Origin of the sequence: Carboxylicivirga litoralis, from assembly GCF_025499605.1 — a bacterium.
Lineage (GTDB): Bacteria > Bacteroidota > Bacteroidia > Bacteroidales > Marinilabiliaceae > Carboxylicivirga > Carboxylicivirga litoralis.
Map to the genome: position 1 here is coordinate 20332 of NZ_JAFMVC010000008.1, position 26934 is coordinate 47265.

At 40.4% G+C, this 26934-nt stretch carries 20 protein-coding genes and 3 tRNA genes; 10 read left to right on the forward strand and 13 right to left on the reverse strand.

The window, feature by feature from the left end:
* Positions 1–6: 6 nt before the first annotated feature.
* Positions 7–1551: a metallopeptidase TldD-related protein gene (locus J1N10_RS09460; RefSeq protein WP_262326456.1), complete on the reverse strand. Its 1545-nt coding sequence runs from the start codon at positions 1549–1551 to the stop codon at positions 7–9.
* 462 nt (positions 1552–2013) lie between these two features.
* Between J1N10_RS09460 and J1N10_RS09465 the strand changes: the two genes are divergently transcribed.
* Positions 2014–2535 (forward strand): lactoylglutathione lyase family protein, encoded by a 522-nt coding sequence (locus J1N10_RS09465; RefSeq protein ID WP_262326457.1) that lies wholly within the window; start codon positions 2014–2016, stop codon positions 2533–2535.
* Here J1N10_RS09465 and J1N10_RS09470 read toward each other — a convergent pair.
* The 5 genes from J1N10_RS09470 to J1N10_RS09490 all read right to left on the reverse strand — a co-directional run bounded on the left by J1N10_RS09470 (position 2511) and on the right by J1N10_RS09490 (position 6493).
* On the reverse strand, positions 2511–2885 hold the full coding sequence (locus J1N10_RS09470) for a winged helix-turn-helix transcriptional regulator (protein ID WP_262326458.1): 375 nt from the start codon (positions 2883–2885) through the stop codon (positions 2511–2513). The genes J1N10_RS09465 and J1N10_RS09470 overlap by 25 nt on opposite strands.
* Before the next feature lie 48 nt (positions 2886–2933).
* Positions 2934–3812: an alpha/beta hydrolase gene (locus tag J1N10_RS09475; RefSeq protein WP_262326459.1), complete on the reverse strand. Its 879-nt coding sequence runs from the start codon at positions 3810–3812 to the stop codon at positions 2934–2936.
* A 3-nt stretch (positions 3813–3815) separates the two neighbouring features.
* Positions 3816–4403: a hypothetical protein gene (locus J1N10_RS09480; RefSeq protein ID WP_262326460.1), complete on the reverse strand. Its 588-nt coding sequence runs from the start codon at positions 4401–4403 to the stop codon at positions 3816–3818.
* Positions 4404–4491: 88 nt separating this feature from the next.
* Positions 4492–5388 (reverse strand): nucleotidyltransferase family protein, encoded by an 897-nt coding sequence (locus tag J1N10_RS09485; protein WP_262326461.1) that lies wholly within the window; start codon positions 5386–5388, stop codon positions 4492–4494.
* 109 nt (positions 5389–5497) lie between these two features.
* On the reverse strand, positions 5498–6493 hold the full coding sequence (locus J1N10_RS09490) for an N-acetylmuramoyl-L-alanine amidase family protein (RefSeq protein ID WP_262326462.1): 996 nt from the start codon (positions 6491–6493) through the stop codon (positions 5498–5500).
* A 627-nt stretch (positions 6494–7120) separates the two neighbouring features.
* Here J1N10_RS09490 and J1N10_RS09495 point away from each other — a divergent pair.
* The 3 genes from J1N10_RS09495 to J1N10_RS09505 all read left to right on the forward strand — a co-directional run bounded on the left by J1N10_RS09495 (position 7121) and on the right by J1N10_RS09505 (position 10837).
* Positions 7121–7756, forward strand: coding sequence for a class II aldolase/adducin family protein (locus J1N10_RS09495; protein ID WP_262326463.1), 636 nt, complete (start codon positions 7121–7123; stop codon positions 7754–7756).
* 157 nt (positions 7757–7913) lie between these two features.
* Entirely contained in the window at positions 7914–8285 is a 372-nt protein-coding gene (locus J1N10_RS09500; protein ID WP_262326464.1) for a BlaI/MecI/CopY family transcriptional regulator, read from the forward strand.
* Positions 8285–10837, forward strand: coding sequence for a M56 family metallopeptidase (locus tag J1N10_RS09505; protein ID WP_262326465.1), 2553 nt, complete (start codon positions 8285–8287; stop codon positions 10835–10837). Before J1N10_RS09500 ends, J1N10_RS09505 begins: the two co-directional genes overlap by 1 nt.
* Positions 10838–10883: 46 nt before the next feature.
* Here the strand turns inward: J1N10_RS09505 and J1N10_RS09510 are convergent, their stop codons facing one another.
* From J1N10_RS09510 to J1N10_RS09520, 3 genes are all read right to left on the reverse strand, one after another.
* Positions 10884–11711, reverse strand: a complete 828-nt coding sequence (locus tag J1N10_RS09510; RefSeq protein ID WP_262326466.1) for a DUF4249 domain-containing protein — start codon at positions 11709–11711, stop codon at positions 10884–10886.
* A 10-nt stretch (positions 11712–11721) separates the two neighbouring features.
* Entirely contained in the window at positions 11722–14034 is a 2313-nt protein-coding gene (locus tag J1N10_RS09515) for a TonB-dependent receptor (protein ID WP_262326467.1), read from the reverse strand.
* Positions 14035–14796: 762 nt separating this feature from the next.
* A complete protein-coding gene (locus J1N10_RS09520; RefSeq protein ID WP_262326468.1) occupies positions 14797–15210 on the reverse strand; it encodes a threonyl-tRNA synthetase editing domain-containing protein in 414 nt (137 codons plus the stop codon).
* 207 nt (positions 15211–15417) lie between these two features.
* On the opposite strand from J1N10_RS09520, the gene J1N10_RS09525 reads away from it, so the two are divergent.
* From J1N10_RS09525 to J1N10_RS09535, 3 genes are read left to right on the forward strand one after another with little or no spacing between them, the layout of a single operon-like run.
* The gene (locus J1N10_RS09525) at positions 15418–16557 is read left to right on the forward strand and encodes an efflux RND transporter periplasmic adaptor subunit (protein WP_262326469.1); all 1140 of its coding nucleotides are present in this window, start codon (positions 15418–15420) and stop codon (positions 16555–16557) included.
* Positions 16557–19664 (forward strand): efflux RND transporter permease subunit, encoded by a 3108-nt coding sequence (locus tag J1N10_RS09530; RefSeq protein ID WP_262326470.1) that lies wholly within the window; start codon positions 16557–16559, stop codon positions 19662–19664. Before J1N10_RS09525 ends, J1N10_RS09530 begins: the two co-directional genes overlap by 1 nt.
* A 6-nt stretch (positions 19665–19670) precedes the next feature.
* A complete protein-coding gene (locus tag J1N10_RS09535) occupies positions 19671–21068 on the forward strand; it encodes an efflux transporter outer membrane subunit (RefSeq protein ID WP_262326471.1) in 1398 nt (465 codons plus the stop codon).
* A gap of 152 nt (positions 21069–21220) precedes the next feature.
* Here the strand turns inward: J1N10_RS09535 and J1N10_RS09540 are convergent, their stop codons facing one another.
* The 4 genes from J1N10_RS09540 to J1N10_RS09555 form a co-directional block, all read right to left on the reverse strand.
* A complete protein-coding gene (locus tag J1N10_RS09540; protein WP_262326472.1) occupies positions 21221–22243 on the reverse strand; it encodes a DUF4097 family beta strand repeat-containing protein in 1023 nt (340 codons plus the stop codon).
* 934 nt (positions 22244–23177) lie between these two features.
* Positions 23178–23253, reverse strand: a tRNA-Lys gene (locus J1N10_RS09545).
* A 61-nt stretch (positions 23254–23314) separates the two neighbouring features.
* Positions 23315–23390: transfer RNA gene (locus tag J1N10_RS09550), tRNA-Lys, on the reverse strand.
* 61 nt (positions 23391–23451) lie between these two features.
* Positions 23452–23527, reverse strand: a tRNA-Lys gene (locus tag J1N10_RS09555).
* Positions 23528–23710: 183 nt separating this feature from the next.
* On the opposite strand from J1N10_RS09555, the gene amrB reads away from it, so the two are divergent.
* The 3 genes from amrB (at position 23711) to J1N10_RS09570 (ending at position 26919) form a co-directional block, all read left to right on the forward strand.
* Entirely contained in the window at positions 23711–25102 is a 1392-nt protein-coding gene (gene amrB / locus J1N10_RS09560) for an AmmeMemoRadiSam system protein B (RefSeq protein ID WP_262326473.1), read from the forward strand.
* Entirely contained in the window at positions 25086–26093 is a 1008-nt protein-coding gene (gene amrS, locus J1N10_RS09565) for an AmmeMemoRadiSam system radical SAM enzyme (protein WP_262326474.1), read from the forward strand. Before amrB ends, amrS begins: the two co-directional genes overlap by 17 nt.
* Before the next feature lie 151 nt (positions 26094–26244).
* Positions 26245–26919 carry a hypothetical protein gene (locus J1N10_RS09570; RefSeq protein ID WP_262326475.1) on the forward strand — a complete coding sequence of 225 codons (675 nt, stop codon included), beginning with the start codon at positions 26245–26247 and terminating at the stop codon, positions 26917–26919.
* The last annotated feature ends 15 nt before the right edge of the window (positions 26920–26934 follow it).

Genomic DNA, 26934 nt, shown 5'->3' on the forward strand with positions numbered 1-26934 from the left:
TAAAGATTAAGCATTAACACCACCAACGGTGATTTTGGATACTTTAACGGTTGGCAAACCTTGCGAAACAGGCACACCTTGTCCGTTTTTACCGCATGTCCAGCCACCTTCGGCCATCTTCAGGTCATCAGCTACCATTTCAATATCGGCCAATACTTTTGGTCCATTACCAATGATGTTGATGTCTTTAATCGGACGTGTTAGCTTACCATTTTCAATCAAATAACCCGACTTAACGTAGAAAGTGAAATCACCGGCGCCAATCATTACCTGTCCATTTGAGAAGGACTCGGCATACACACCATATTTCACACTTTCAATAATTTCTTCTTTTTTATGAGGTCCGTTCTCCATGTAGGTGTTACGCATACGAGGCATCGGCATATGTCGGAAAGATTCTCGTCGGCCATTACCCGTTGGTTTCACGCCGTAATGTTTGGCACTGATGCGGTCGTGCAAATACGATTCCATGGTTCCGCCGGCCACCATGTAGGTTTTTTCAGTATTATTACCTTCATCATCCACATTGATTGAGCCACGAACGTTTGCATTTGTTCCGTCATCAACAATGGAGATAAAGTCTTTAGCTACTTTTTTACCGATCTTATCGCTGAAGATAGATGTCTCTTTACGGTTAAAGTCTGCTTCCATACCATGACCGATTGCTTCGTGTAATAAGATACCCGAACTACCCGCAGCTAATACAACTGGTAATTCACCAGCCTTAGGTTTTACAGCATCAAATAAAGAAACGGTGCGTTTCACAGCTTCACTCGCTAAGGTATTGATGGCTTCAGGCGTAAAGAATTCGATGCCACGACGGCCTGAATAATCGAAATAGTTTTGCTCTTTTTGTCCGTTCTGCTCGGCTGTTACGCTAACCGATAACTGCGCCATTGGTTGATAATCGCATGTCATGCGACCCTCTGAGTTGGCAAAAAGCACATAAGAGGTTTCATCGTTGAACCATACGTTTGACTTAATAACGCGTCCGTCCAGTGCAAACACTTTTTCATTAACCTGCTGTAGGTAAGGGATTTTTTCATTAATAGACACCTCTTCCCAGGCCGTGTTAATTTTATAGTAGCTTGGTAATTTGGGCGATTCAAAAGCAACCGGCTCAACAGTGGCACTGCTATTGGCAATGTTGGCCGCTGTTTTAGCCGCCGACTTCATGGCTTCCAGGCTCACTTCTTCGCTGAATGAATAGCCTGTTTGGTCGCCTTTTAATACACGAATACCCACTCCAAAGCTAATGTCGGAATAGGCGCGGTTAACGGCATTGTCCTCTAATCCAATGTAATTGGCAATGCTGTGCTGAAAGAAAACATCGCAGTAATCGCCGCCTTTTGATAATCCTTCAGCAATAATCTGCTGAATCATTTGTTCGGTCACACCAAAGTGTTCCAGATAGTCGTGAATGGTCATGTTACCTCCAATTTTTGCCGGTCCAGCAGTGCAGCTGGAAAGAACGTGGGGAAGAACAGCTGCACCAACAGCAGTTACCGTTCCGGCTTTTAAGAAATCTCTTCGATTAATAATTGCTTTCATTTGCATAGATTTTAAAGCAAAGCAACAGAAAAGCAATGACTGCTCTGCTCATGGGTTTGTAGATAATAAAAGGTTAATAAATCAGGCATCAAATCGAACTATGATGCCTGATAAATAAGCTAATAAATGGGACTTATAGCTTAACGGGTATTAAAGATATTTTTTATCTGTGTGAATAACAAACTCATCTGTGAAATTATGTTATCCCTTTCTAAGATGGTTTAATTAATAGGTTCCAAATATTTTTTTCAAAATGATGCTTTTTTTATTAGCAGACTATGCTGTTGCACTTAAAAATACACATGTGTGTTACTATCTGCAATGCTTGTGCGATATTGTTTCGTAGTTATTTTGAGTTTAGGTTTGCAGCTAAAAATGATAATAAAAATGAAGAAAATTGTAGTTGCTCTTAGTTTATTCTTGCTTATAACAAGCAGTATTATTTCACAAAAAACAAAACAGATGAATAACGTAAATGAAAAGATGAAGCCTTATCCGAAAACATTTTCACATATTGGCATAACCGTGCCTGATATTCATGAGGCAGTTAAGTTTTACACTGAGGTGATGGGTTTTTATGTGATAATGGAACCAACTGTTGTAGTTGAAGAAAATGAAACAGCCATTGGACAGATGTGTATTGATGTGTTTGGTGAAGGGTGGGGGAGTTTTAAAATTGCCCATTTATCATCAGGTGATAAGATTGGGTTTGAGTTATTTGAATTTAATGAAAGTAAAAATTCAAGACCAAAATTTGAGCCTTTCAGAACCGGATTGTTTCATTTCTCGGTGCAAGATCCAGATGTAGAGGGATTGGTAAAGAAAATAGTAGAAGCAGGCGGAAAGCAAAGAATGCCAATCCGAGAATACTATCCTGGCGAAAAGCCTTTTAAAATGTGTTATGTTGAGGACCCATTCGGTACTGTATTTGAAATTTATTCACACTCCTACGAATTACATTATTCAGCAGGAGCATATAAGTAATGTGTCTGAGCAAAGTCTTGTCCCCATTTGTCTAATTCAAGAATAATGGGGATAAGGCTTTTTCCGTCTTCCGTTAGTTCATATTCGACTTTAGGAGGCGTAACCGGGTAAATGGTGCGCTTCACCAGTTTATCCTTTTCAAGTGCTCTTATAGAGTAGGTAAACATTCTGTTTGACAAGTCAGTAATGCTCTTCTGTAATACACCTGAGCGTTGTGGGCCATCTTTTAAGTGATATAAAATTAGACTTTTGTACTTGTCGCCAATTAAGTGTAGTGCAAACGCTAATGTGCAGTTAAACGCTTTGTCCCCGTATATTATTTTTTGGTTGTCACTATTGTTACTTTCCATGATCAATATATTTTTAAGCGTTTATTATAGCGGCAGAGTTTTGCTGTTTTACTGACGATGAAAGACATCACCAACAAACTGCAAGCCATGGATGATGTTGGTTCGCCAGTAAGTCCAGTTGTGGGCACCCTCACGAATACGATATTGGTGTTCGATGTTTTTGTCACGCATCAAAACATGTAACGCTGCATTGCCTTTGTACAAAAAATCATCATCGCCGCAATCGATATAAAACTTCACACCATTGAAGATTTTCGGCTCAGACTTTTCAATGATATTAAGTATGTTGTAATTCATCCAGTGTTGAGGCAGATTACCATTCTCATCTAATTCGCCATAAATGGGAGCAAACCATTGTTTATTACCTGATGTCAAATAGTTTTTCATCTCTTCGTTGGTATAAACAGCCGCGCTAAAAGCTGCACAGGCACCAAACATATTTGGGTGTTTGATGGCATATACCAGCGAACCATGACCGCCCATGGATAAGCCACTCACAGCACGAAATTCTTTTTGAGAACGAATGCGATATTGCTTCTCAATCTGAGGAATAAACTCTTCGAAGAACATATCTTCAAAAGGATCGGTTCCATCAAACTTATTCACATACCAGGTGACCTTGGCATCTGGCATTACAATGATCATTGGCGGGATTACACCTTCTTCAATGGCCTTGTCGGCTGTGCGGTTGACTTCGCCAAATTGTACCCAGGCCGTTTCGTTATCGCTGTAGCCATGCAATAAATACAAAACGGGGTAGGAGCGCTCCGATGTGTCATAGCAAGGTGGTAGATAGACAGAGTAATTGACATTATAACCAGTTAACTTACTTGAGATGGATTGGCCTTCAATGATTTTGCCTTTAGGTGTTTGCGCTGCAGTTGTTAGGGCTATGAGGATAATAGCGAGTGATAGGAGTTGTTTCATGTTTTATTTATTAAGATTGTGATTCATACGAACTGAGAAAGTGACATTGTCATTCCCGTAATCTATTGAGTACACATAATTTGATTCTTCCCAGAATAGACTATAGTTTTTAATCTCTTCAGTGATAATTTTTTCGAATAATAGCTCGTAGCTATTAAACTCATATGAATAATCACTCGTTAATTGTTTCTGGAATCTTATTAAAGATGGTGGAGAATTTAAATTAAAACGTATGATGTTTTTAATTCTTGTAATACCATTTTTTAAAGACTCCTGATATTCAAAGTGACCAGATACGCCTCCTATGATGTAATTATCAGAGTCGCCCCAATCGTCAATGCAAGATCCGCTTACAGGACATCTGCTTTCGGGATATATTGTGTAGAAACCATTGGCTGTTTCGACACTGTAATAAGAAATCTTGCCTTTAGGTTGCACCAGGTTTTTCTTATTTTTTTCTTTAAAGTAATCAAGATCGTTACCAATGTATCTCTCAAAATTTCTGAATCTTATTTCAGGATAGATTGATAAAGTATCCTTATTGCAGCCAATACAAACAATTATCAGGAGTATGAATGGTATTTTCTTCATTGTAGATTAGATTATCAGCTCTAAAATAAAAAAGACCTTAAGCTTTTCAAAAACTTAAGGTCTAAATAGAAGTATTTTTAAAAGAGGTTTACCAAAGTTTTTCAGGGTAAACACCTTTTGCAATAAGCTGATCCAGTTTTTTCTGTACCAAGGGCTTGTCTTCCTGGTAAGTCACACCAAACCATTTGGCATCGGTGCGGATGACTTTAGTGCTGGCTTCACCTTTTTTAATCATGGTATCTACCACTGCATTAAAGTAGAACTCTGATTTCATTTCTGTTCCTTTTTCTTTCAGGAAGTCAATAAACGCAGTTTCTAAATGCTGGAAGTACTCTGGTTTAAAGGCCCAGAAGTTCATTGATACAGCCTCATTACCTGTTAACTCAGTTTTGCTGTTTTCTTCGTAATAGAAGATTTTATCGTCCTCGTAGCCAATTTTAGTGCGCTCGGTAATGTTGACTAGGTTGCCTTTTTCATCAGCTTCACAAACACCGCGCGACACGGTGCCGTGCTCCGAAAGTGTGTTGTTAAGCGCATAACCAACCATGGCGTATTCATTGGCATTCGTGCTTTCGGCTACAAAATCAAATACCTGTTTGTAGGCTTCACGACCATAGAAATCATCAGCGTTAATAATTGCAAAAGGCTCCTTGATGGCATCCTTCGCCATTAAAATGGCATGACCTGTTCCCCAAGGTTTTTCACGTCCTTCTGGCACTGAATAACCTTCAGGTAAATCTTTTAAATCCTGATAAACGTATTCGGTTTTAATTTTTCCAGCCAGGCGAGGTTCGAAGCGCTCCTTAAAGGCTTCAGCAAAATCTTCGCGAATAACAAAAACGACCTTTTCAAAGCCCGATTGAATAGCATCATAAACAGAGTAATCGATGATTGATTCGCCGTGTGGACCCAATTCATCCATCTGCTTCAAGCCGCCATAACGACTTCCCATACCTGCTGCTAAAATTAAAAGTGTTGGTTTCATTGTAATCTGTATTTGCGTGTTTTTAGTATTGGCTTGCAATATCCATATTTATTTTTGCAAACCACACTAAATAGTTAGTTTTAAATTATACGAAAGGCAAAAGTAAGGATTATTTCTTATTATTTCTTTCAAAATCTTTCTTTATTCCATCGTAAAGCCAATTGGCCAAAGCTTGCCGATTATCGGCTTTAACAAACCGTTGCTGGTCGCGATAGTTTTGGATATTTCCCAATTCGATGAATACCGAAACAGGTGTAGTGTTCCTTAAGAGGTAGAGGTTGCGCGTACTAACGGTTCCTGAAAAACCACGGGAAGGTTGATGTTGGTTATATTTTTCGTCAAAAGTATCGCGCAATTGGTAGGCCAGGTTTTTACCGCTTTTACTTTTTTTGTGGTGATAGAAGAAAACATCTATCTGCTTGCGTTTACTACGACTGTCGAGGTGAATGATGATGCACCGACGATAGGCTTCCGAATCTTGTTTATACAGTTTATTAACTTCAAGCGTTCGCTGCTTAAGACGTTCGTTCTGGTCGAGCGGAATGGTGTTGGTGCCACAGGTTTCATGATTGTCGTAGCGTAATATTTGTTGGTCGCGGATGCCATCATCCTCATCCTGAATAACAAAATGCACCTTGGCACCATTTTCCTGCAGCTTCTTGGCCAATCGAAGTGTGATGTCATAAGCATACTCGTCTTCATGCAATTCGTGACTGCCATATTTTCCAATCGCACCCGGGTCGGGACCACCGTGGCCCGCCACCAAATAAAAAACGCTTCCTTTTAATGCTGTCGACTCCAGTGGAAATCGTTCGCGCTCTGTTCCATAAAGTGGTTCGTATAATTCAATTTCGGCCGAGGGAATTAAATAGCTTTGATGGGCTAATAAGGAGTTGTTCTTGCCAAATTTTCCTTTGTTGAGCTCTATAAACGTTTGCTGATACTCTTTCGGCGATAGCTGATGACGAATAAGAAAGCTGTGAAGGCCTTCTCCTGCTTTGGGTCTGGCTGTTTCGTAATCAGCATTGGCCTGGGCAAAAAGTAGGATATTGCAAATTATAAATAGCCCAAGTATAATATGTCGTTTGGCATTAATTGTACTCATCGTGTACAAAAATAATTTTTTTAGTAGATCTGAAGGCAATAAAAGAAATCATAGTCTTACATATTTATAAATGTCATTATTAGAAGGATGAATAATCCGGTTTTGATGATTGTTTTAGAAGAAAGACATGCGTAGATCTCCACGATGGGAGCATATTTAAATAAACACAGAGACACCGAGTCGCATAGTCTTTATAATAAAAGCTCTGCGACTCGGTGTCTCTGCGTTTATTTTTATATTTGAGATGAATAGCGTCCTAAAGGCTTTGTGCCTATTTTTGTAAAGTTGTGATTTTGAATGACCTCAGCCGGTGAACCTAAAAGCAAGGTTGATTTGACTATTAAAAATTGATTTCTGTCCGAGCCTTTTGGAGGAACGAAAAAAGGCGAGTTTAATCAATTTCAGTCAATCAATTGTAGCTTTTAGAGTGAAGTGGGTGTAGTCTTGATGTTTTTTCCTTAGTTTTTGTCATCAAGAACATCGGAACAATGAAGAATTGATTATTCTTAATTGTTTCAGCATAAGTCGGGTTTGGGCGAAGCGCCAATATAATTAGGACAATAATGATTTGAGATGAATTATAATCATGTTATCTATCAATGTAGATATTCATAAAAGCACATTACCATGCACAAAGAAGCATATTTGAAGGAAAAAAAGGAAGTGGCTAAATGGATGCGTCGTTTGTATAAGAAAGGGCTGACAACTTCATTGGGTGGTAATATCAGTCTACGTATCGATGAACATCATATTGCCATCACGGCATCGGAAACCGATAAAGGGCGAATCAAAGCCAGCCAGATTGCGATTGTTGCCATGGATGGTCAGTTAGTCGATTTATCCAATAAAGTTAGCATGGAAACAGGTATGCATTTATCTATATATAATAAGCGGTCCGATGTTATGGCTATCGTGCATGCCCATGCTCCGATGGGAAGTTTGTTTGCTGTAACAACTAAAACCATCAATACGCATCTGCTGGCAGAAGCTTATACCATTTTAGGTCATCCTGAAAAAGCGGCGTATGCAGCACCTGGTTCTGAAGAGTTAGCGGCTAATGTTGCTGTTGCATGTAAAGCGGCAGATGTTATTTTGATGGCCAATCATGGTGTGTTAGCTGTAGGAACATCTCTATTGCAGGCTTTCGACCGGATTGAGGTACTGGAGAATGCTGCTAAGATGACCGTTCTAACAGCTTTACTAAAGGATAAGTCGGAATTGACTGAAAACCAATTGACAGAATTAAAGTCCATTTTTTTCTGATTTTTTAGAGTGTTGAAGGCTAGTGTTTAGGAGTGCTTTGTTTTTTAGTAACTAAAAAAATCGTTCGCTAACGAAAAAAATAGTTGATAAAACGAAATGAATAGTTATATTTGTTTTGTCAATACATTCATGGTACAATTTTATTAATGCAATAACGATGATTACAAAACGATTAACCAAGCGCGAAGAAGATGTGATGAAGATATTGTGGGAAGCCGGTAAGGGCTTTGTGAAGGACTTGCTGAAGCAGCATCCTGAGCCAAAACCGCACTACAATACTTTTAGTACCATTATTCGCGGACTGGAGGAAAAAGGTTATGTAGCTCATAATTCTTATGGTAATTCGCACGAGTATTATCCGGCGGTTACTAAAGAGGAATATCGTAAATTGTTTATCAAAAATGTGGTGTCCGATTATTTTGAGTCGTCTTACAAAAATGTGGTGTCATTCTTTGTAAATGAAGACAAGCTGAATGTGGAGGATTTAAAAGAGTTGATTGACATTATTGAAAAGAAAAAGCAGGACTGATGGACACATTTATCGAACTACAACTGAAGACAGGCGGAATCATAGCGATTTCGGTTCTACTGTTTGTTTTACTATTGGCAAAAGACCACTTTTTTAACCGCAACAGGGCATGGCTGTTGGCCACCTTAATCGTACCATGGATAGTGCCTGTTGTGGCGATGCCTGCTTGGTTAAAAAGTTTGTTTTTTAAACCCGAAGTAGCGGCTCAACCACTCGTATTGACAATGGATGTGCCGGTAACTTATGGTGAAGTAGTGGCGATGCCCGAATCAATTAACTGGACGCAGATTGGTTTGAGCATTTACGCAGTTGTTAGTTTGTTATTGGTAGTCCGCTTAATTTGGGGATATGTCTATATCCACCGATTAAAAAAACGTGGGCAACATCAGCACTATAAAGGTTTTGGTGTTGTGCTGCTGAAAGATAAGGGCGTGAATCCTTTTTCATTTTTCCGAACCATTTACCTGCCAAAGCATTTGGAGAGAGACCCTAACAGGCAGATGATTCTGGAACATGAGCGCAATCACTGTGCTCAATTACATTCAATTGATATTTCGCTGGCCGAATGGTTACTGATTATCCAATGGTGGAATCCGTTTGTGTGGTGGCTTCGTAAGCTAATTGCCCAAAACCATGAATATTGTGTTGACAACGCGATGGTGCATACTACCTGCGAACCAAAGGAATATCAGTATTCCCTGTTGAATTTATTACAAGGCCATAAGCAAATGCAATTGGTGAATAACTTCAACCAAAGTTTAACTAAAAAAAGACTTGTAATGATGAATAAAAAACATACTAACAAAATAATAGGATGGGCTAAAGGTCTACTTGTTTTGCCGCTTGTAATAGCTGCTTTGCTGGCTTTTACCAACCCTGACAAAACGGTTGTTAAACCTGTTGATAAATTAGAGATTAACGATGCACAAAGTTTAAGGAAATACTTTGCTATGCGCATTAAATATCCTGTTCAAGCGCAGGAAGAAGGTGTTGAAGGTACTGTTACCGTTCACTTTAAAGTGGATAAAAAAGGTAAGGTAAGTGACGTAACAATTGGTTCGAATGCCAGTGCCACTCAACTGGATAAAGTGGTTGTGGTGGCTTACGCCAAAGACACGGATAAGACACAAGCTAAATATACCCATGAAAACGACGGGACTAAACATCTGGAAGAAGAAGCAAAGCGTGTGGTTGAAACCATGCCTGAAGTAAAAGACAAAGCCTTAAGAGGTAAATTGTTGCAAATTGATTTTGAGTTTATGCTTCAGAAACGTAGTATCGAGGAAAAAGAACAGGTTTCTTCACAATGGGAAGAGATTAAAACTCAAGTGGTGAATTCAAAAGGTGAAGAGTTTACCCTGATAGCGAGTAATGGTCATATTCATTTGAATGGGCCAGAAACTAATCAACCGGAATTCGTTTTAGATAAACAGCCATCTACAAAGGAAGAGGTTGCCGCTTTGGATATAAGTGATGTTGGTGCTATTGGTAAAAGTCCTGCCGGATTGCATGTAAAAGCCCTTGGTAAGAAAGCTGAGAATGGTGCTTTTACTATTCATACCAAGAGTTATATGGAGACCTTAAAACGTTCGTCTGTTTTTAATGTAAAAAAATCAGAGCCTTCGCTTTATTTTGTTGATGGAAATGAAGTGACGAAAGAGGAAATGAATGAACTAGCTGTTGAAATTATTGACAACGTGAATGTTCTCAAAGGAGATGCAGCAACTAAAAAATATGGCGAAAAAGCCAAAGATGGAGCGATTGAAATAACCACCAAATCAGCACTCAAAGAAGAAGTTTTACTTAAGTCAACAGATAAGGTAAAGGTGGAATCTTTTAGCATTGATGCTGATAGTGGAGAAGCACCAGTTTTTATTGTTGATGGCGAACGACGCTCTGTTGAAAATATGAATGCCGAAGATATTGAAGTGGTTACTGTTTTAAAAGATCCTGAAGTAACCCAACTATATGGAGAAGGAGCTGAGAATGGTGTTGTCTTGGTGACGACAAAAGATAAGGCTGAAGAGAAAGTTATTTTTAAATCGACTGAAAAGGCGAAGATAAGTTCTATTGAACTAAATATAACAGACGAGAATGGCAAATCGCCTTTGTATATTGTTGATGGAGAAAGAATCACTGATGGTGAAATGCTAAAGGCAAAAGATGTTGAGAAAGTTAGTGTTCTTAAAGGTGAAGAAGCTATTAAGAGGTATGGTGAAGATGCTAAGAATGGTGCTATTTTGATTGAAACCAAATCAGATAAAAATGTAGATGAGGTGGTGGTTGTTGGTTATGGAGCCATGAACAAATCTGATATGAATAATTTGTTGGTACGTCGTGGTGAGAAGGCTGAAAATGTTTGGCTAAAAGGAGCTTCAGGTGAGAAAAAACCTCATGTCATTTTAGATGGCGAAGAATTTGATGGAGATTTAAAAGATTTAGATGCTGAAAAAATAAAAAGCATGACTGTACTAAAGGATGAATCTGCAAAAGCTTTATACGGCGAAAAAGCTGAACATGGCGTGATTATTATTGAATCGAAAAAACAGTAGTTATTAGCTGCTAGAAGCTAGAGGCTAGTTTCTAGCAGCTTATTATTTATTCTTCTTCAATCTGCACCGTTTGCTTGTCAAACGACCAAGCACGGAAATAACCCAAGATATTTTCCCCCATATTCGACTCAGGATTAAAAGGTGTGGAGCTGCCGCCACCTTCCTGATCAATGATTTCTTCCAGTTGCGAGTAGTAATCGTAGGTGCCTTCATCAATAGAATAGGCTACCAGTGTAACTACATCTTCTTTTGTAAACGAAAAACGCAGAGGCGTAAATTCAATGGTTTCCTCATTGGCGAAATACTCGTGTGACCACACGCTATATGTATCTTCCTTTTCTTCGTCGTTCAGGTAATACTTTATCAGGAAGTAATTTTCCTCGTTGGGATTATTCTTCAGGGTAATTATCAGGTTGTATTCCTCTTCATCGCCAGACCCACCAAAACCATCAAATTTTTCATAGCCCAGGCTTAGAATCTCGGTTGGAGTTAATATCTGGCTACTTCCTTTATATGTTTTCTCTTCTACTGTCACTGATAATTCATATTCCATGCCAACCTGGCCTCGCATTAAGGAGCCTTCGTACAGGCCTTTACCTTTATGAATCAGGGTTTCACTATTGCCTTCCGAGTCGCTGATTGAAACAGTGGCTGATTCTTCGTATTGTGGTTCTTCTTCAGAGAAATAGCTGGTGGTATAGCTTAACTGTACAGTAGCCGTTTCATTAAGCGTTATCTGTCCGTCAATCGATAATTTTGGGTCAGCATCGTTGAGGTCAATATCAATGACTTCTTCGCACGACTGGAGTGAGCCTCCAATCAGCATAGATAGGGATAGGAAAAACATGGCTTTGGAAATTATATATCGTTTCATAATCGGGTGTTTAAAATTTAAAGTTCCAGGTAACAGATGGTACAATGCCAAACAAGCTTAGTTTAACTGCTTCGGTAACATTGGGGTTATTCTCGTTTTCGCGGAAGTTAATGGTATAGGCATTCATTTGGTTGTAAAGGTTATAAAGCGAGAAATCCCAGCTCGACCTAAATCGTCCTTTGTTTTTTCCTTCGAGATGCACGTTTAAATCCAGGCGATGATAATCGGGCATGCGGTATCCATTGCGCTCTGTGTAATAAGGTACCTGGTTGCCATCAAATTCGTATTTTCCGCTTGGGAATGTAACAGCATTACCGGTATAGAATATCCAGTTGGCCGATACAGAAACACGGTCGGTAAACTGGTAACTGGTCACAATGGATACATCGTGTGTTTTATCGTACGACGAATCGTACCAGTCGCCATTGTTGATCCCTTCAATTTTGTTATCGGTGTTGGATAAGGTATAACTAATCCAACCGGTAAAAGCACCGTATTTTTTCTTTAAATAAAGCTCCATGCCATAGCTGCGGCCTTCGCCCTGCAGTACATACGATTCGATATCTTCATTAAGCATCACCTGCGTGCCGTCTTTGTAGTCGCTGATGTTGTTCATGGTTTTATAATAGGTCTCAGCCGAAAACTCAAAAGTGTTATCCATAAAGTTGCGGAAGAATCCTACAGAGTATTGATTTACCGTTGTTGGTTCAATATTAAAGGTACTTGGCATCCAGGTGTCGGTTGGCTGGCCCGATGTACTGTTGGACATCAAATGCAGGTACTGCACCATGCGATTGTACGATGCTTTTAGTGAGCTTTTGCTGTTCATTCGATAATTTAGACCTATGCGAGGCTCAAAGCCATAGTAGCTTTGCATCACTTCACCTTTCTCGAAATATTCCTTTTCAACAATGTTGTTATCATTGTCGTAGGAGGTGTTATTGCCGGCTCCAAACTGGTTAAACATCGATGCCCTCAGACCGTAGTCCAAAGTTAGTTGAGTGCCCAGCTTTTGCTCATTGCTGATATATATTGAAGATTCTAATGCTTGCTTTTCGGCTACTTTAATGTCTGATATTGAATTGTCTTCAAACAGGAATTCGCCGGGATAGAATGTATGGTATGTGGCATTTAAACCAAATTTCAAGGTGTTTTTAGGACTGGCATACCAGGAAAAATCCTGTTTCAGGCTAATGTCTTTAATGCCTGAGGACATACTGCCATTGTCGCCAAAGTTAAAACCATAATCGTATTCGCTGTATAAAGCTGTGGTGTTGGAGAAGAGCTGCGAGCTAAACAAGTGGTTCCAACGAAGCGTGGCAGTTGTATTGCCCCAGTCCATGCCCAGGTCATCGAAGCCAAAGTCATCTTTACCAAAATAGCCAGACAGGAATAGGCGGTTATTATCGTTGATTTTCCAGTTGAGCTTGGCATTTAAATCATAGAAATACATCTGGGTATCACCGTCAATCTGATTCGCACCTTTGGCCATTAGGTCGGCATAACTACGTCGCCCCGATACAATAAATGACATTTTATCTTGAATGATTGGTCCTTCCAGTGTTAAGCGTGATGCCAGAAGACCGATGCCTCCAGCGCCCTGAAACTTCTTCATATTGCCATCGCGCATTGTAATGTCTAGCACCGAAGCAGCTCGTCCGCCATAATTGGCCGGAATGCCACTTTTGTATACCGTCATGCCTTTGATGGCATCGGCATTAAAAACCGAGAAGAAACCCATGAGGTGAGAGGCGCTGTACACTGGTGCTTCATCCAGTAAAATAAGGTTCTGGTCGATAGAGCCACCGCGTACGCTAAAGCCATTGCCTCCTTCCGATACTGTGCTGATGCCAGGTAGTAACTGGATGGTTTTTAGCACATCGCGCTCGCCAAATAACACCGGCAGCTTATCGATGGTTTTCATGTCCAGCTTTTCTCCTGTCATCTGGGTAGCAGCAATGTTTTTATCTTTTTTTTCAGCACTCACCACCACTTCATTCAAAGCTGTTTGATTGGTTTGAAGTTGAATTTTAATGCTTTGGTTAGCCGTTAGGTTTATTTGTCGTTGCTGCGTTTTGTAGCCTACAAAGCTGTAAAAAATAGTTTGTTGTCCTTTGGGAATTGTCAGAGAATAAAAGCCATAGGTGTTAGTCATGGTGCCAACTGTTTTGTCGGCTGTGTAGATGGTTACACCAATAAGTGCTTCCCCTGTTTCTGCGTCAATCACTTCACCGCTAATGGTGTATTTTTCTTGAGCAATGGCTGTTAAGGTTATAAGGAAAAACAGGGCTAAAACTGCCCATATCTGTCTTTTAAAATCCATGAAAAAGATTTAGGTTGATACTATACTAGGTTAACGTGATGTTGTAATGACAGCTGCTTTTTTGAAAGGATGCATCTGCTACAAACTTTTTTTAATCTCTCCGGCAACAAATGTAAAAGAATATTGTGATGAAGCTGAATTATAAGGAATGAACCGAGAAAGAAAATGGATGAAGAACTGGATGTTTGATGTACGATATTAGATGTGAGGATTAAAAGATATTGGTTTTGAAGTGTCCTAGGTTGTAATTTGCGATGTTCGATAGAGAGATGTTTGATTAGTGGATGGGGAATTACTTTTTATTTCTCAGTGATTTGCGAGTGATAATGAATGCAAGCTCATGTGCTTCTTTAATAAGTGGTGCGATAGAGTCGTGCGGTAATAGTTCCATCCAAAATTCAGATTCATCGGCTTCTTCAATAACGATACTTAGGTTGGCAATATATGCAGCTTTTGATTGTGCCAGACAGGCTACTCAGTAATTGGCAGCAACAGACGTTGAGCAACGTATTGATTCAGATTTGATATGTTTACATAAGTGATTTTGAGGTAAGTTTTCAGTTAAGCCAATTACTTTAATGGCAAAATGCTTCGTCCGGTCTTTAAGGATTTTCTGGTTCATGTGAGGATTTTATTAGTTAGATTCTAATCAAAGTATCCTAAGCTATTAAAATTGACCTCGAATTTCCACTATTCAACTCGAACAATCTCACATCGTAAATCCTTACATCCCCTCATCCAACATCCTTCCATCTCACATCCCTATAACTCTGCCCATATGCGTGCTAAAGAAAAGCCTGGTGCATCAATTTTCAGATCCAGGAAATAGCCAAAAGGGGTTTGTGCCACTTGGTAATCGGCATTCTGCAGTCGTATCTGTGCATCGTCAAACAGTTGCCTGGTAAATTCTACCGAGGCTTTTGATTCACTCAGGTGAGCAAAGGAATGCAGTACTATTTTTTCGGTGTTATTTTTGCGTGCGGCCCATTTGAGGTGGTTGGCCAACTTTTTCTCACGACTACGCACGCCTTTTCCTTCATCGGTTTCTTCCACCTGTATGCAAGCCAGCAGACAATCGTTGAAAGTTTGAGGTTCGCCCGGGTCGGGTGCATTATCCAGGTTTTTCTGTGATGGGGTATAGGCAAATTCTTTGGTGTAAAATATTAGGACTTTCATTAATGGTTGTATTGAATAAAATAGTTAATGACAGGATTTAGTAATGCTGTATGAGCAAAAATAGTAAAATGTCTTTTCTCTTTTTGTTGAAGTAGCTAAAACATTAGGTTTGTTTATAGTTAACCGCCTTAAATTAATACTGAAATTAGACTTGAATGTTCATAAAATAGCTATTTTTACTTTGAAATTATTTAACCTAAACAAACTATGACTCAAAAGATAATAGGGCTAATACTCATCAGCCTGTGTTTATCAGCTTGCAAAAAAGAGGAAAAAGTTCAAAATCCTGCAGTTGTTGTATCTGCTGTTCAAAAAGATGATGTAAGGCTTTATGGAGAATATGTTGGACGAATACGCGCCTATCGATATGTGGAAGTGCGAGCCCGAGTAGAAGGCTATCTCCATCAAATGATGTTTGAAGAAGGGAAACGAGTAGAGCAAGGTGAGGTATTATTTTTGATTGATCAATCACAATATAAAGCAAGACTCGACAAGGCAAAAGCTCAGCTTAAAAGCGATATTGCTACCTTTAATAAAGCCAATCGTGATTTAAAACGTATTGAACCTTTGTTTATGGACAATGCGGCCAGTGAATTGGATATGGATAATGCCAGAGCTGCTCAGGAAAGTGCAATAGCTGCAGTGGCTATGAGTGAGGCTGACCTGGCACAGTATCAATTAGAATTTGATTTTACCACCGTTCGTTCACCTTTAAAGGGTAATATAAGTGAGCGTTATGTTGACATTGGAGCCTTGGTCGGACCGGGTAATAATTCTTTATTGGCAACTGTTGTGCAGAGTGATACTGTTTTGGTAGACTTTAAAATGACGGCGCTGGATTATTTACGAAGTAAAAAAAGAAATGTAGCGATTGGTGAAACAGACAGTACACGCTCATGGCAGCCTACTGTTAAAGTTACTCTAGCCGATAATACCGAATATCCTATTGAAGGAATTGTTGACTTTGCTGATCCGCAGGTAGATCCTAAGACCGGTACTTTTGGCGTTCGTGCCGAACTGGCTAATCCAGATCAGGAGTTGTTACCTGGCCAGTTTACCAAGGTGAAATTCTTACTCGATATCATCGAAGATGCGGTAGTAATACCACGTAAGTCGCTGATTATTGAAAAAGGCGGAAGTTTTGTGTATGTGATGCGTCGAGATAGTATCGCCGAACAACGATTTGTTGAAACTGGACCTGAGATTGGTAATAGAATTGTTGTGGAACGTGGTCTCGGGGCGAATGAGGTAATTATTATCGAGGGGCAGCAGAAGTTAAATCCAGGCGTTAAAGTGAAAGCTGTAGAACCAACAATTAATGAATTAACGGACAAAAAAGAAGACTAATGAAACCAGGATTTTTTATTGAAAGACCGGTCTTTTCCTCCGTTATTTCTATTCTTATCGTATTAATTGGAATTATTGGTCTTCTGTTTCTACCCATTGATCAATATCCGAAAATAACCCCACCGGTCGTAACCATAAGTGGTTCCTATCCCGGAGCAAGTGCTTTAACTGTTTCTCAAGCTGTTTCAACACCCATTGAGCAGGAGCTGAACGGAACACCCGGTATGATATATATGGAATCGAGCAGTTCCAACTCCGGTGGGATATCGATTAATGTGACCTTTGAGGTAGGTGCTGACCCTGATTTGGCTGCCGTTGAAATACAGAACCGGGTGAAGCTGGCCGAATCGCGTTTGCCTGCTGAAGTGGTGCAAAATGGTCTGGGTGTGGAGAAGCAATCATCCAGTCAGTTGATGACCATTTGTCTCGTATCTGAGGACCCTAAATTTGACGAAATATACCTGAGTAACTTTGCCACCATTAATGTGTTGGATGTGCTGCGACGGATTCCTGGCGTAGGGCGTGTTTCCAATCGGGGTAGTCGTTATTACGGGATGCGCATCTGGGTGATGCCTGATCGCTTAGCCAGTTTTGGATTAACGGTAAAGGATCTTCAGGATGCCTTAAAAGACCAAAACCGCGAATCTGCAGCCGGTGAATTGGGCTTACAGCCTATGCAGTACATTGATGTGACGATGCCCATTTCAACTAAAGGGAGATTAGAAACGGCAACTGAGTTTGAGCAAATAGTCGTGAGGGCTAATTCTGATGGCACACTTATTCGCATGCGTGATGTGGCCCGTGTATCACTAGAATCGTCATCTTATACGCAGGAGAGCGGTATTAACAATGGTAATGCAGCCATGCTGGCCATCTACCTGTTACCAGGAGCCAATGCGGTGGAAGTAGCCGAAAATGTGCGTGGCGCTTTGGCCGAAATTAGTCGGAACTTCCCGGAAGGACTGGACTATCTGATTCCTTTTGATATGACTGATTATATCAAAGAGTCGATAAAAGAGGTGTATGTAACTTTATTTCAGGCCTTGCTGCTGGTTGTGATTGTGGTGTTTTTATCGCTACAGAACTGGCGGGCTACTGTTATACCTGTCATTGCTGTGCCAATATCTTTAATTGGTACTTTTGGCTTTATGATGGCCATGGGCTTCTCCTTAAATATGTTGACTCTTTTGGGACTAATCCTTGCTATTGGTATTGTGGTGGACGATGCTATTGTGGTGGTTGAAAATGTGGAGCGCATCATGGAAGAAGAAAAAGTGGGGGCACGCGAAGCCACGCATAAAGCTATGAAAGGTTTGTCTGGGGCTCTAATTGCCACTTCCTTAGTATTGGCAGCTGTATTTGTACCAGTTAGTTTCTTATCGGGTATCACGGGTGAATTGTATCGCCAGTTCTCGGTGACCATTGTTGTATCAGTATTAATTTCAACCGTGGTGGCCTTAACTTTAAGCCCTGCCATGTGTGCTATTATTCTAAAACCCGGTGGAAGCAAGAAACATATTGTTTTCAGGAAAATTAACAGTTGGTTAGATTTTAGTAATAATAAATATCAGAGTATTTTGACTAAGGCCGCTGGTAACCCCAAACGCATATTGGCGGGGTTTGGCATGGCACTGATATTCATCTTCATATTGAGCCGTGTGATACCGACCTCATTTATTCCGGAGGAGGACCAGGGCTTTTTTACGGTTGAGATTGAGTTAAACGAAGGGGCTACCCTGGAGCGGACACGAGTTATTACTGCCGAAGTAGTGGATTATTTTATGAAGCAGGAAGCCGTGGCTTATGTACAAAGTATTTCAGGTAGAAGTCCACGAGTAGGTGTTAACCAGTCGCGAGCTGAGCTCACAGTGACCTTAAAGCCATGGGGCGATCGAACAGATGATGAGTTAAGCCTGCAGAGCGTAATCGATAAAGCACGTAAGGATTTATATGATATTCCGGAAGCACGTTTGTTTTTTAACAAACCACCTGTAATTCCAGGACTGGGTACTTCGGGTGGTTTTGAATTGCAGTTACAGGCAAAGTCGGGTGCCAGCTTGGAAAACTTGGTTGACGCAACAGATAGCTTGTTATATTATGCATCTCAGCGAAAAGAACTGAATAATATTTCGTCTGCTTTACAGGCTGATATCCCACAGATTTATTTTGATGTGAATCGAGATAGGGTTAAGTTATTGGGTATTCCATTGGCCGATGTTTTCTCAACCATGAAAGCCTTTTTAGGTTCGGTTTATGTGAATGACTTTAATATGTTTAACCGTATCTATAAAGTATATATTCAGGCCGAAGCCCCTTATAGGGCCAATCAAAATACATTGGGATTGTTCTTTGTGAAAGGAGCCGACGGTGCTATGGTGCCGTTAACAGCCTTGGGTAGTACTAATTACACAACAGGTCCGGGTAATATCAAGCGGTTTAATATGTTCTCTTCAGCGGTTATCCGAGGCGTACCAGCCAGTGGGTATAGCTCTGGTGATGCCATGGAAGTGATGGAAGAGTTGGTGGAGAATCATTTGCCAGAAAATATCGGGCTCGACTGGAGTGGTTTATCCTACCAGGAAAAACAGGCCGGTGGGCAAACGGGTATGATTATGGGATTGGTTTTTCTATTTGTCTTTCTCTTTCTGGCAGCCCAATACGAGAGCTGGCTGGTGCCGGTGGCCGTCTTATTGTCCCTGCCAATTGCTGCTTTAGGTGCTTTTGCCGGTGTTTGGGTAACCGGGCTGGAAAACGACATCTATTTTCAAATAGGTTTGGTTACACTCATTGGTTTAGCGGCTAAAAATGCTATTCTGATTGTTGAATTCGCTAAGGTGGAAGTAGACAAAGGTATGGATGTGGTTCAGGCCGCCATTTTAGCTGGTAAACTACGTTTCAGACCTATTGTGATGACCTCCCTGGCCTTTGTGTTGGGTATGCTACCTATGGTATTGGCAACAGGACCGGGTTCGGCTGGTCGCCATTCAATAGGTACGGGAGTGTTTTTTGGAATGTTGGTGGCCATTACAATTGGTATTGTATTAGTGCCATTTTTCTTTGTGATGACTTATAAGCTGAAAGAGCGAATTACTAAGCGCTTAAAGTAGATGATAATGAACAGACATATATTAAAAACTTTATCCCAAACAGGAATGGTAGTGATAGCACTGGTGGTGCTAAGTACCTCATGTAAGGTAGGTAAGAAGTATTCACGTCCCGAATTGAACTTACCAAGTAAGTTGGAGGAGATGAGCATAGATACCAGCACTATTGACGATATAACATGGTGGAAACTTTACACAGATACGATTCTTCAGAGTCTGATACACGAAGCGTTGGAGAATAATAAAGATATGCTGATTGCTACGGCTCGTTTAAAGCAATACATGGCGGCCAAACGAATTGCTTCGGCTGATTTGTTTCCGCATTTATCGGCTGATTTTCATGCCGAGCGTGAGATGGAAAACTATGGCGGAAATAATGAGGAAATATCACCGGAACTGGAACTGGAAGGAACTTTAAGTTGGGAGCTTGATTTATGGGGCAATATAAGATGGGGGCGTGAAGCGGCAATTGCCGACTACCTGGCCACACAAGAAGGACAGCGTGCTTTGCAAATGACGATAGTGGCCGAAGTGGCCCAAACCTATTTTGTTCTGATTGCTCAGTATGATGAGTTGGATATCATCCGCCAAACCCTGAAGGCTCGCGAGGAAGGTGTAGGCTTTGCCAAGAAACGATTTAATGGAGGATTGACATCGGAAACATCGGTGCAACAGGCCGAAGTGGAGCTGGCTAAAACCATGACACTGGTGCCGGTGCTGGAACGAAAAATCAGACTGACACAAAATTCCCTGGCTCTGCTGCTGGGTACCTATAAAACAGAAATTGATGCCTGGAAAAGACTGGATGAGCAGGAGATGCCAGAGCAGTTACCGGCAGGGTTACCTGCTCAACTATTAGAGCGTCGCCCCGATATACGTAAAGCAGAGCAGGAACTGATTGCAGCCAATGCCCAAGTTGGGGTGGCTACCACCAATCGTTTTCCACGTTTGTCCTTAACATCCAGCTTTGGTCGCGAGAACGATGATTTAGGTGAGTTGTTAAAATCACCCTATTGGTTTTTTGCCGGCGACATTTTAGCGCCTATTTTTCAAGGGGGCAAATTAAAGGCGCAGCAAAAAGTATCAGAGGCTTTGCTGGAGCAGCAAATATATGCTTATCAGCAAACCGTATTGGTGGCCTTTCAGGAAACCAATGCAGCTATTATGACCGTGCGAAAGGCTAAGGAGGTGTATGAAGCGCAGTCGAACCTCCAAGCTGCCTCTCTCAGTTATCAAAAGCTAGCCCGACTGCAATATCTCAATGGTGTCATTAGGTATATTGATTTGTTAGATGCGCAACGGAATCTCTTAGATGCTGAAATCGAGCTTAATAATGCAAAGCGCGATGAGCTACTGTCGATGGTTTATCTATATAAAGCTCTAGGGGGTGGATGGCAACGACAATAACTGATGCCAAAAGAAATTAGGCTAACATAGCGATTAAAAAAGCACTCTGCCACAATGTTAATGGAAGGGTGCTTTTATTTTTTGAAAGACATATCTATTTCTTGCCAATGGTGCAATGCTTCGAGGTTTGAGGCAATCTCTCCCAATTGTATTTAATAGAATGTTTGATTGCCTGATGCTGTTTGGCTATTAATTTTAATTGGACCTGAACCAAGCGCTAAACTTCTTTTAACTGTATTAGAGTATGCTTTTAATATACCCGATTTTGATTTCATCAGAAAACTAAGTTCGCTCTTGGGATTTATTAATTGAAAATAAATGTTACCTGATAAAGAAGTGAATGTTGAATTACCTGTTAATCTTACTGACTTTCCTGTTTGACTGCCTGCAACGGTGTTAATAGATATTGTACCAGAGGCCTGTTCAATATTAACCTGACCTGATGTTGATTCTGCATTGATATGTCCCTTAATATTGTTTATCGTCAGATCACCTTCTTTTGATGTCAAATCAATATTTCCATTCATCATTTTAATTGTTTGGCGACCGCTGGAGGTTTGAATCTTAAGAGGTCCATTGAAATCGCTAACTGTAACATGTCCTCTTCCGGTATTAATAGAGGCTTCTCCGCTACAACGCCTGAGTATATGATTTCCCAGCTGCGCTGATAACTCCAATTGACCTTTTAATCCTGCTACTGTTACATCTCCTGATACAGTTTTGATGTCAACCGTGGCAGAAATATTTTCAAGATGAATTTTTCCCAATGTGGTGTTGATGGATTGCTTGGTACCTGTCAGGTTTTGCAACAATACCTGACCATTGGTGTTTTTAACAGCTATATTTGTACGTGAAGGTACTGATAGTCTAATAAGGCCTTTTGTGTTGTCTGGATTCGATTTTGGTGTATCAACCGTAATGGTCAGAGTTCCATTTTCACTTTTATGATGAATGTTAAGGTAGGGGTGAAGAGATGACGAGATATTTGCTTTAAGAATTGTTTGTGAAGTGCTGGTGCCCATAACTTCAACCCGGCTGTAATACCCATTAATAATAATAGTATGTATACCAGAATAATCTTTTTCAACAGAACTAACAATGCTCTGAGCATTAATTAGGTGAGTCATAAAAAGCAAGCTGATAAATAATGTCAGTAGTTGGTGTGTTTTTCTCATGATAGATTTTTTTTGATAAAAACAGATATTGAGATAGATCTATTTAGTTTCCTAACGAGTTAACTGGCTCGTTTGTTGCATTATAATATGTTTATATTATGGATTGTTCATATCCAAACTGTCGGAAATATTTATGCCGACAGGCTCAATGCAATAATTGCCTATAACTGGATATATGGTTGAAGATGTGGAGTGGAACTTAAAAAAGACTATTAATTACAATCGGTAACATAGTTTTGTTACTTCGGTTATTAACTTAAAATTGATGGATTACATTGTTTATAGTAGAATAGAAGCTCATTTTAAAGAAAGAATACTGATTGAAGGCAAATGGGGCGATGATTTGATTTATGCTTTCTTATATAAAGAATGGAGCAGGTAAAGATTCTGCCTTTTCCTTCTTAGGTTGGATTCAGATAGTAAAGAAACGCCGCCACTGAAACAAATCAATGGTGGCGAATCGTATACAGGAAACTATAAAGAAATTACTGTCTTAGCTGACTAACTGTATCAACAATTGCTAGTAAAACGGCCGCACTAACTATGGTTACAACAGCTACAAGGAAAAATTTAACTAGTATCATGGCTTATTATTTTAAAGGTTAATATATGCTGGTATTAAAACAATAGCTGTACCAAAAAAGTAAGCCTTTATAGTCTTTAACAAAGATTAGTATTTCGAAATAATTAAGGTTTACCTAACAACAGGCCAGAAAGAATTGGCCGAGGTAGTTCCTTTAATAGCCCCAAATAGATGCATGGATCATACACAAAATAACTCGAAGTTTCTTCGATGATTATTGAATAAATATTGATGAAATAATTATAAACTATCTTCGAGTGAACAATGGGTATGAGTATACACCAGTTCATAGTTAGATTGATACGACTACAAACAAAAAAAAGCTTCAGTATTATACCGAAGCTTCTTTCTTGGTGACTCAGCAGGGATTCGAACCCTGGACCCACGCCTTAAAAGGGCGTTGCTCTACCAGCTGAGCTACTGAGTCATCCTTATACCGACTTTTGTCGGCTTTCAAAAAAATAGACCTTCCTTGAAAGGTCTAAAAGTGGTGACTCAGCAGGGATTCGAACCCTGGACCCACGCCTTAAAAGGGCGTTGCTCTACCAGCTGAGCTACTGAGTCATCCTCATACCGACTTTTGTCGGCTTTCAAAATTAAGACCTTACGCTTTAAGATCTAAAAGTGGTGACTCAGCAGGGATTCGAACCCTGGACCCACGCCTTAAAAGGGCGTTGCTCTACCAGCTGAGCTACTGAGTCATCCTTGTTTTTCTCAATTGCGGGTGCAAAGATATATGCTTTTCTTGTGATTGCAAATTTTGATGTGAAAAATATTGTAAAATATTCCAATGTAAGAAGGTCTTTAGCTGACTTCTTTATATTTTCTTGTTGATTTTCAGATAGGATAAAAGTGTCGTAACTTTAGTTGTAATAATTTAAGCAATGAAACGAAAAGCAGCAGTAGCAGGCACGTTTTATCCCGGTGAGAAACATTTGCTGGTGACCAAGGTTAACCATTACCTGGATGAACAAGAACAAGTGTTGTCTTCTGAAAATATACGTGCCTTAATTGTGCCGCATGCAGGTTATGTGTATTCGGGCAGTGTAGCCGCCGATGCTTTTGTGCAAATAATAGGGCAAGCGTTTGATACCGTATTTCTGATTGGTACCAGTCACCAGGCAACGTATAAAGGTGCGGCCCTTTGCGATGTCGATATTTTTGAAACACCTATTGGTGATGTGGTGGTTAATACCCAAATTACTGCTGAATTATGTTCCAACAGTCCCTTGTTTCAGTATAATAACTACTTGCATCGTGATGAACACACTTTGGAGGTGCAGTTGCCTTTTTTGCAAGGTGTGTTAAGTGATTTTCAGATAGTGCCTTTACTCATTGGCACAAAAGATACGGATGAGATTCAGCAAATAGCTGATCAGCTAAAGCCTTACTTCAGACCGTCAAACCTGTTTGTTATCAGTACTGATTTCTCGCATTACCCACCTGCTTCATTCGCCGGGGAAGAGGATAAAAGTACGGCCGAAGTCATTTCCATCAACAAAGCCGAAGAGCTAATCAAGCACCTGGAGAACCAGCAAGAAAGTTTGACGCCCAACCTTTTAACCGGCCTGTGTAGCTGGACAGCTGTTTTGACGCTCTTGTATTTAACTCGCGATGAAGCTGTGGTATACCATAAGTTGAGCTATGAACATTCCGGCATGAAACTTCAGCGCGATACGTCACGCGTGGTGGGTTATCAGGCTTTCGCTATATCTGATAAACCCAACGTTTACAATTTAACCCAGGAGGAAAGAAAAGCACTGCTTAATTTGGCTCATCAGTCTATTGTCAGTCATATTAAAGGAGAAAAGGTAGAGGAAGAGGAGTTGGCATTGGATGTTTCTGGTGTATTTGTATCTGTCTATTGTCAGGATGAATTAAGAGGGTGTTTGGGGCACGTTGACAGTAGGTTGCCATTGGGGCAGTTAATTCGAAAGTTAGCGGTCGATGCTGCTTTTTATGATTCGCGCTTTAAGGCTATTGAGGCGGAAGAACTGGAAGATGTACATATTGAAATATCTCTGCTGACGCCCCTGAAGCAAGTGGACAATTTAGAAGAAATTGAGGTTGGACGGCATGGAATTTATATTAAGAAAGGGTTTAGCAGTGGCCTGTTTTTACCACAGGTTGGTGCCCGAAACCATTGGAGTACAGAGGAGTTTCTGGGGCATTGTTCAAAAAGCAAAGCGCAGATAGGCTGGGATGGTTGGAAAGATGCCAATATATTCACATTTGAAGCAATGATTATAGCTGATAAAGATGAGGCACGAGGCTAAATATTATCGCAAAAAAGGAAATACTGTCATCTGTGAGCTGTGTCCGAATATGTGCCGTCTGTTAAATGGAGAAACAGGCAAGTGTCGTACGCGAACCAACCGACATGGGATGCTTATAACGGAGGCTTATGCCAATCCTTGTGCCTTGCATATTGACCCAGTGGAAAAGAAGCCCTTGTATCACTTTTTGCCCGGAACATCAACACTATCTTTAGCTACTGCAGGATGTAACCTGGCTTGCCGAAACTGTCAGAATCACGACATTTCGCAGACATCGCCTTTAGAAACACAGAATTTAGATTTACAGCCTGATGATATCGTAGTCATGGCGATTCAAAAAGGATGTTCATCGATATCATACACCTACACCGACCCGGTGGCCTACTATGAATACATGTTAGATACGGCTCAAAAGGCAAATGAAAAGGGATTGAAGAATATTATGGTTTCTGCCGGTTATATCAATCCTCAGCCTTTAGATGAACTGCTGCCTTTTATCGATGCTGCCAATATAGACTTGAAGACATTTGACGATAATGTTTACCACGAATTATCAGGCGTCCACTTAAAACCGGTACTTAATACGCTGCTAAAGCTCAAAGAAGCCGGAGTATGGCTCGAAATAACCAACCTGCTTGTACCTACTTATTCTGATGATGTGGCGATGATTGAAAAAATGCTTGATTGGCTAGTTGAAAATGGGTTTAAAAGTGTGCCTATACATTACAACCGTTTTGTTCCCACTTATAAACTGCATTATCTGCATTCAACCCCTATAGCTTTGTTGTTGCAAGTGGCCGAAATGGCCGTATCTAAAGGTATGAAGTATGTTTATGTTGGCAATATTGGCCCTAACCATTACTCAAACACTTACTGTCCGGTTTGCCAAGCTGTTTTATTATACAGAACGGGTTATTCCATTCGTTCAAAGTTAAATAATTATGGAAAATGTGATGAGTGTAACTGTGAGTTGGATGGTGTCTGGAAATGAGTGTTTTATAGTGGTGTCATTAGCTTTTGCTCGTTGCTTAATTGGCTCTATCTACTATAAAAATGTTTTTTGATGAAACAAAAGTAATCCCTTATCGTAACTGTGGTTCCTAGCCCGCACAAGCAATTTTATGAATTTAATTTAATGAATTATGAAACAGTTATTTGCAATTGTTTTTGTTGGTGCTTTGTTCTTGGGGATATCACAAAGCGCTAGTGCTCAGTTGTCAGACGAGGAGTACAATTATGTGACGATGGATTTACGTGGGATTTTAAATCTTACGATGACAACTAATCCACAAGTCGATTTTTCTTTTAAAACCATTGCTGAGTACCAGCAGGGTATCACACGTTTTAACGCCACTCAACTAGAGGTGGATGCTACATTAGCGTGGGATTTATTTGTTTATGCTAATACAGATAATTGGACCCAGGTTGAAGCATACTCAACAAATGGTAATGCTGCTTTGCCGGCAGAGATTTTAGAGTTACGCTCATCAGTGGATAACTCAGCTTCTCCATCAGATTTCTTAGCAGGCTTTGAGTCTCTAAAAGGATTAACTAACTCAGGTGTTGCTGCCGGCGTACCAGCTGCTGCGACTCAGTTCTTAGCAGGTGGCGTTGGAACCGGATTGGCTCCTAACTCATTTGCTCCTGGTACGGCTGCAGGTAATCCTACGACACACCGTTTCCGCATTGATATGCGTATGGTGCCTGATATACCAGCAACATTCCCGAATTCAACAGTGGCAATGGCTGGTCCTGATTATGCTCAGGCTGGTTACTATTACCTGGAGGTAGTTTACTCGTTGGTTGAAGACTTGTAGAGTTAAAACATAACA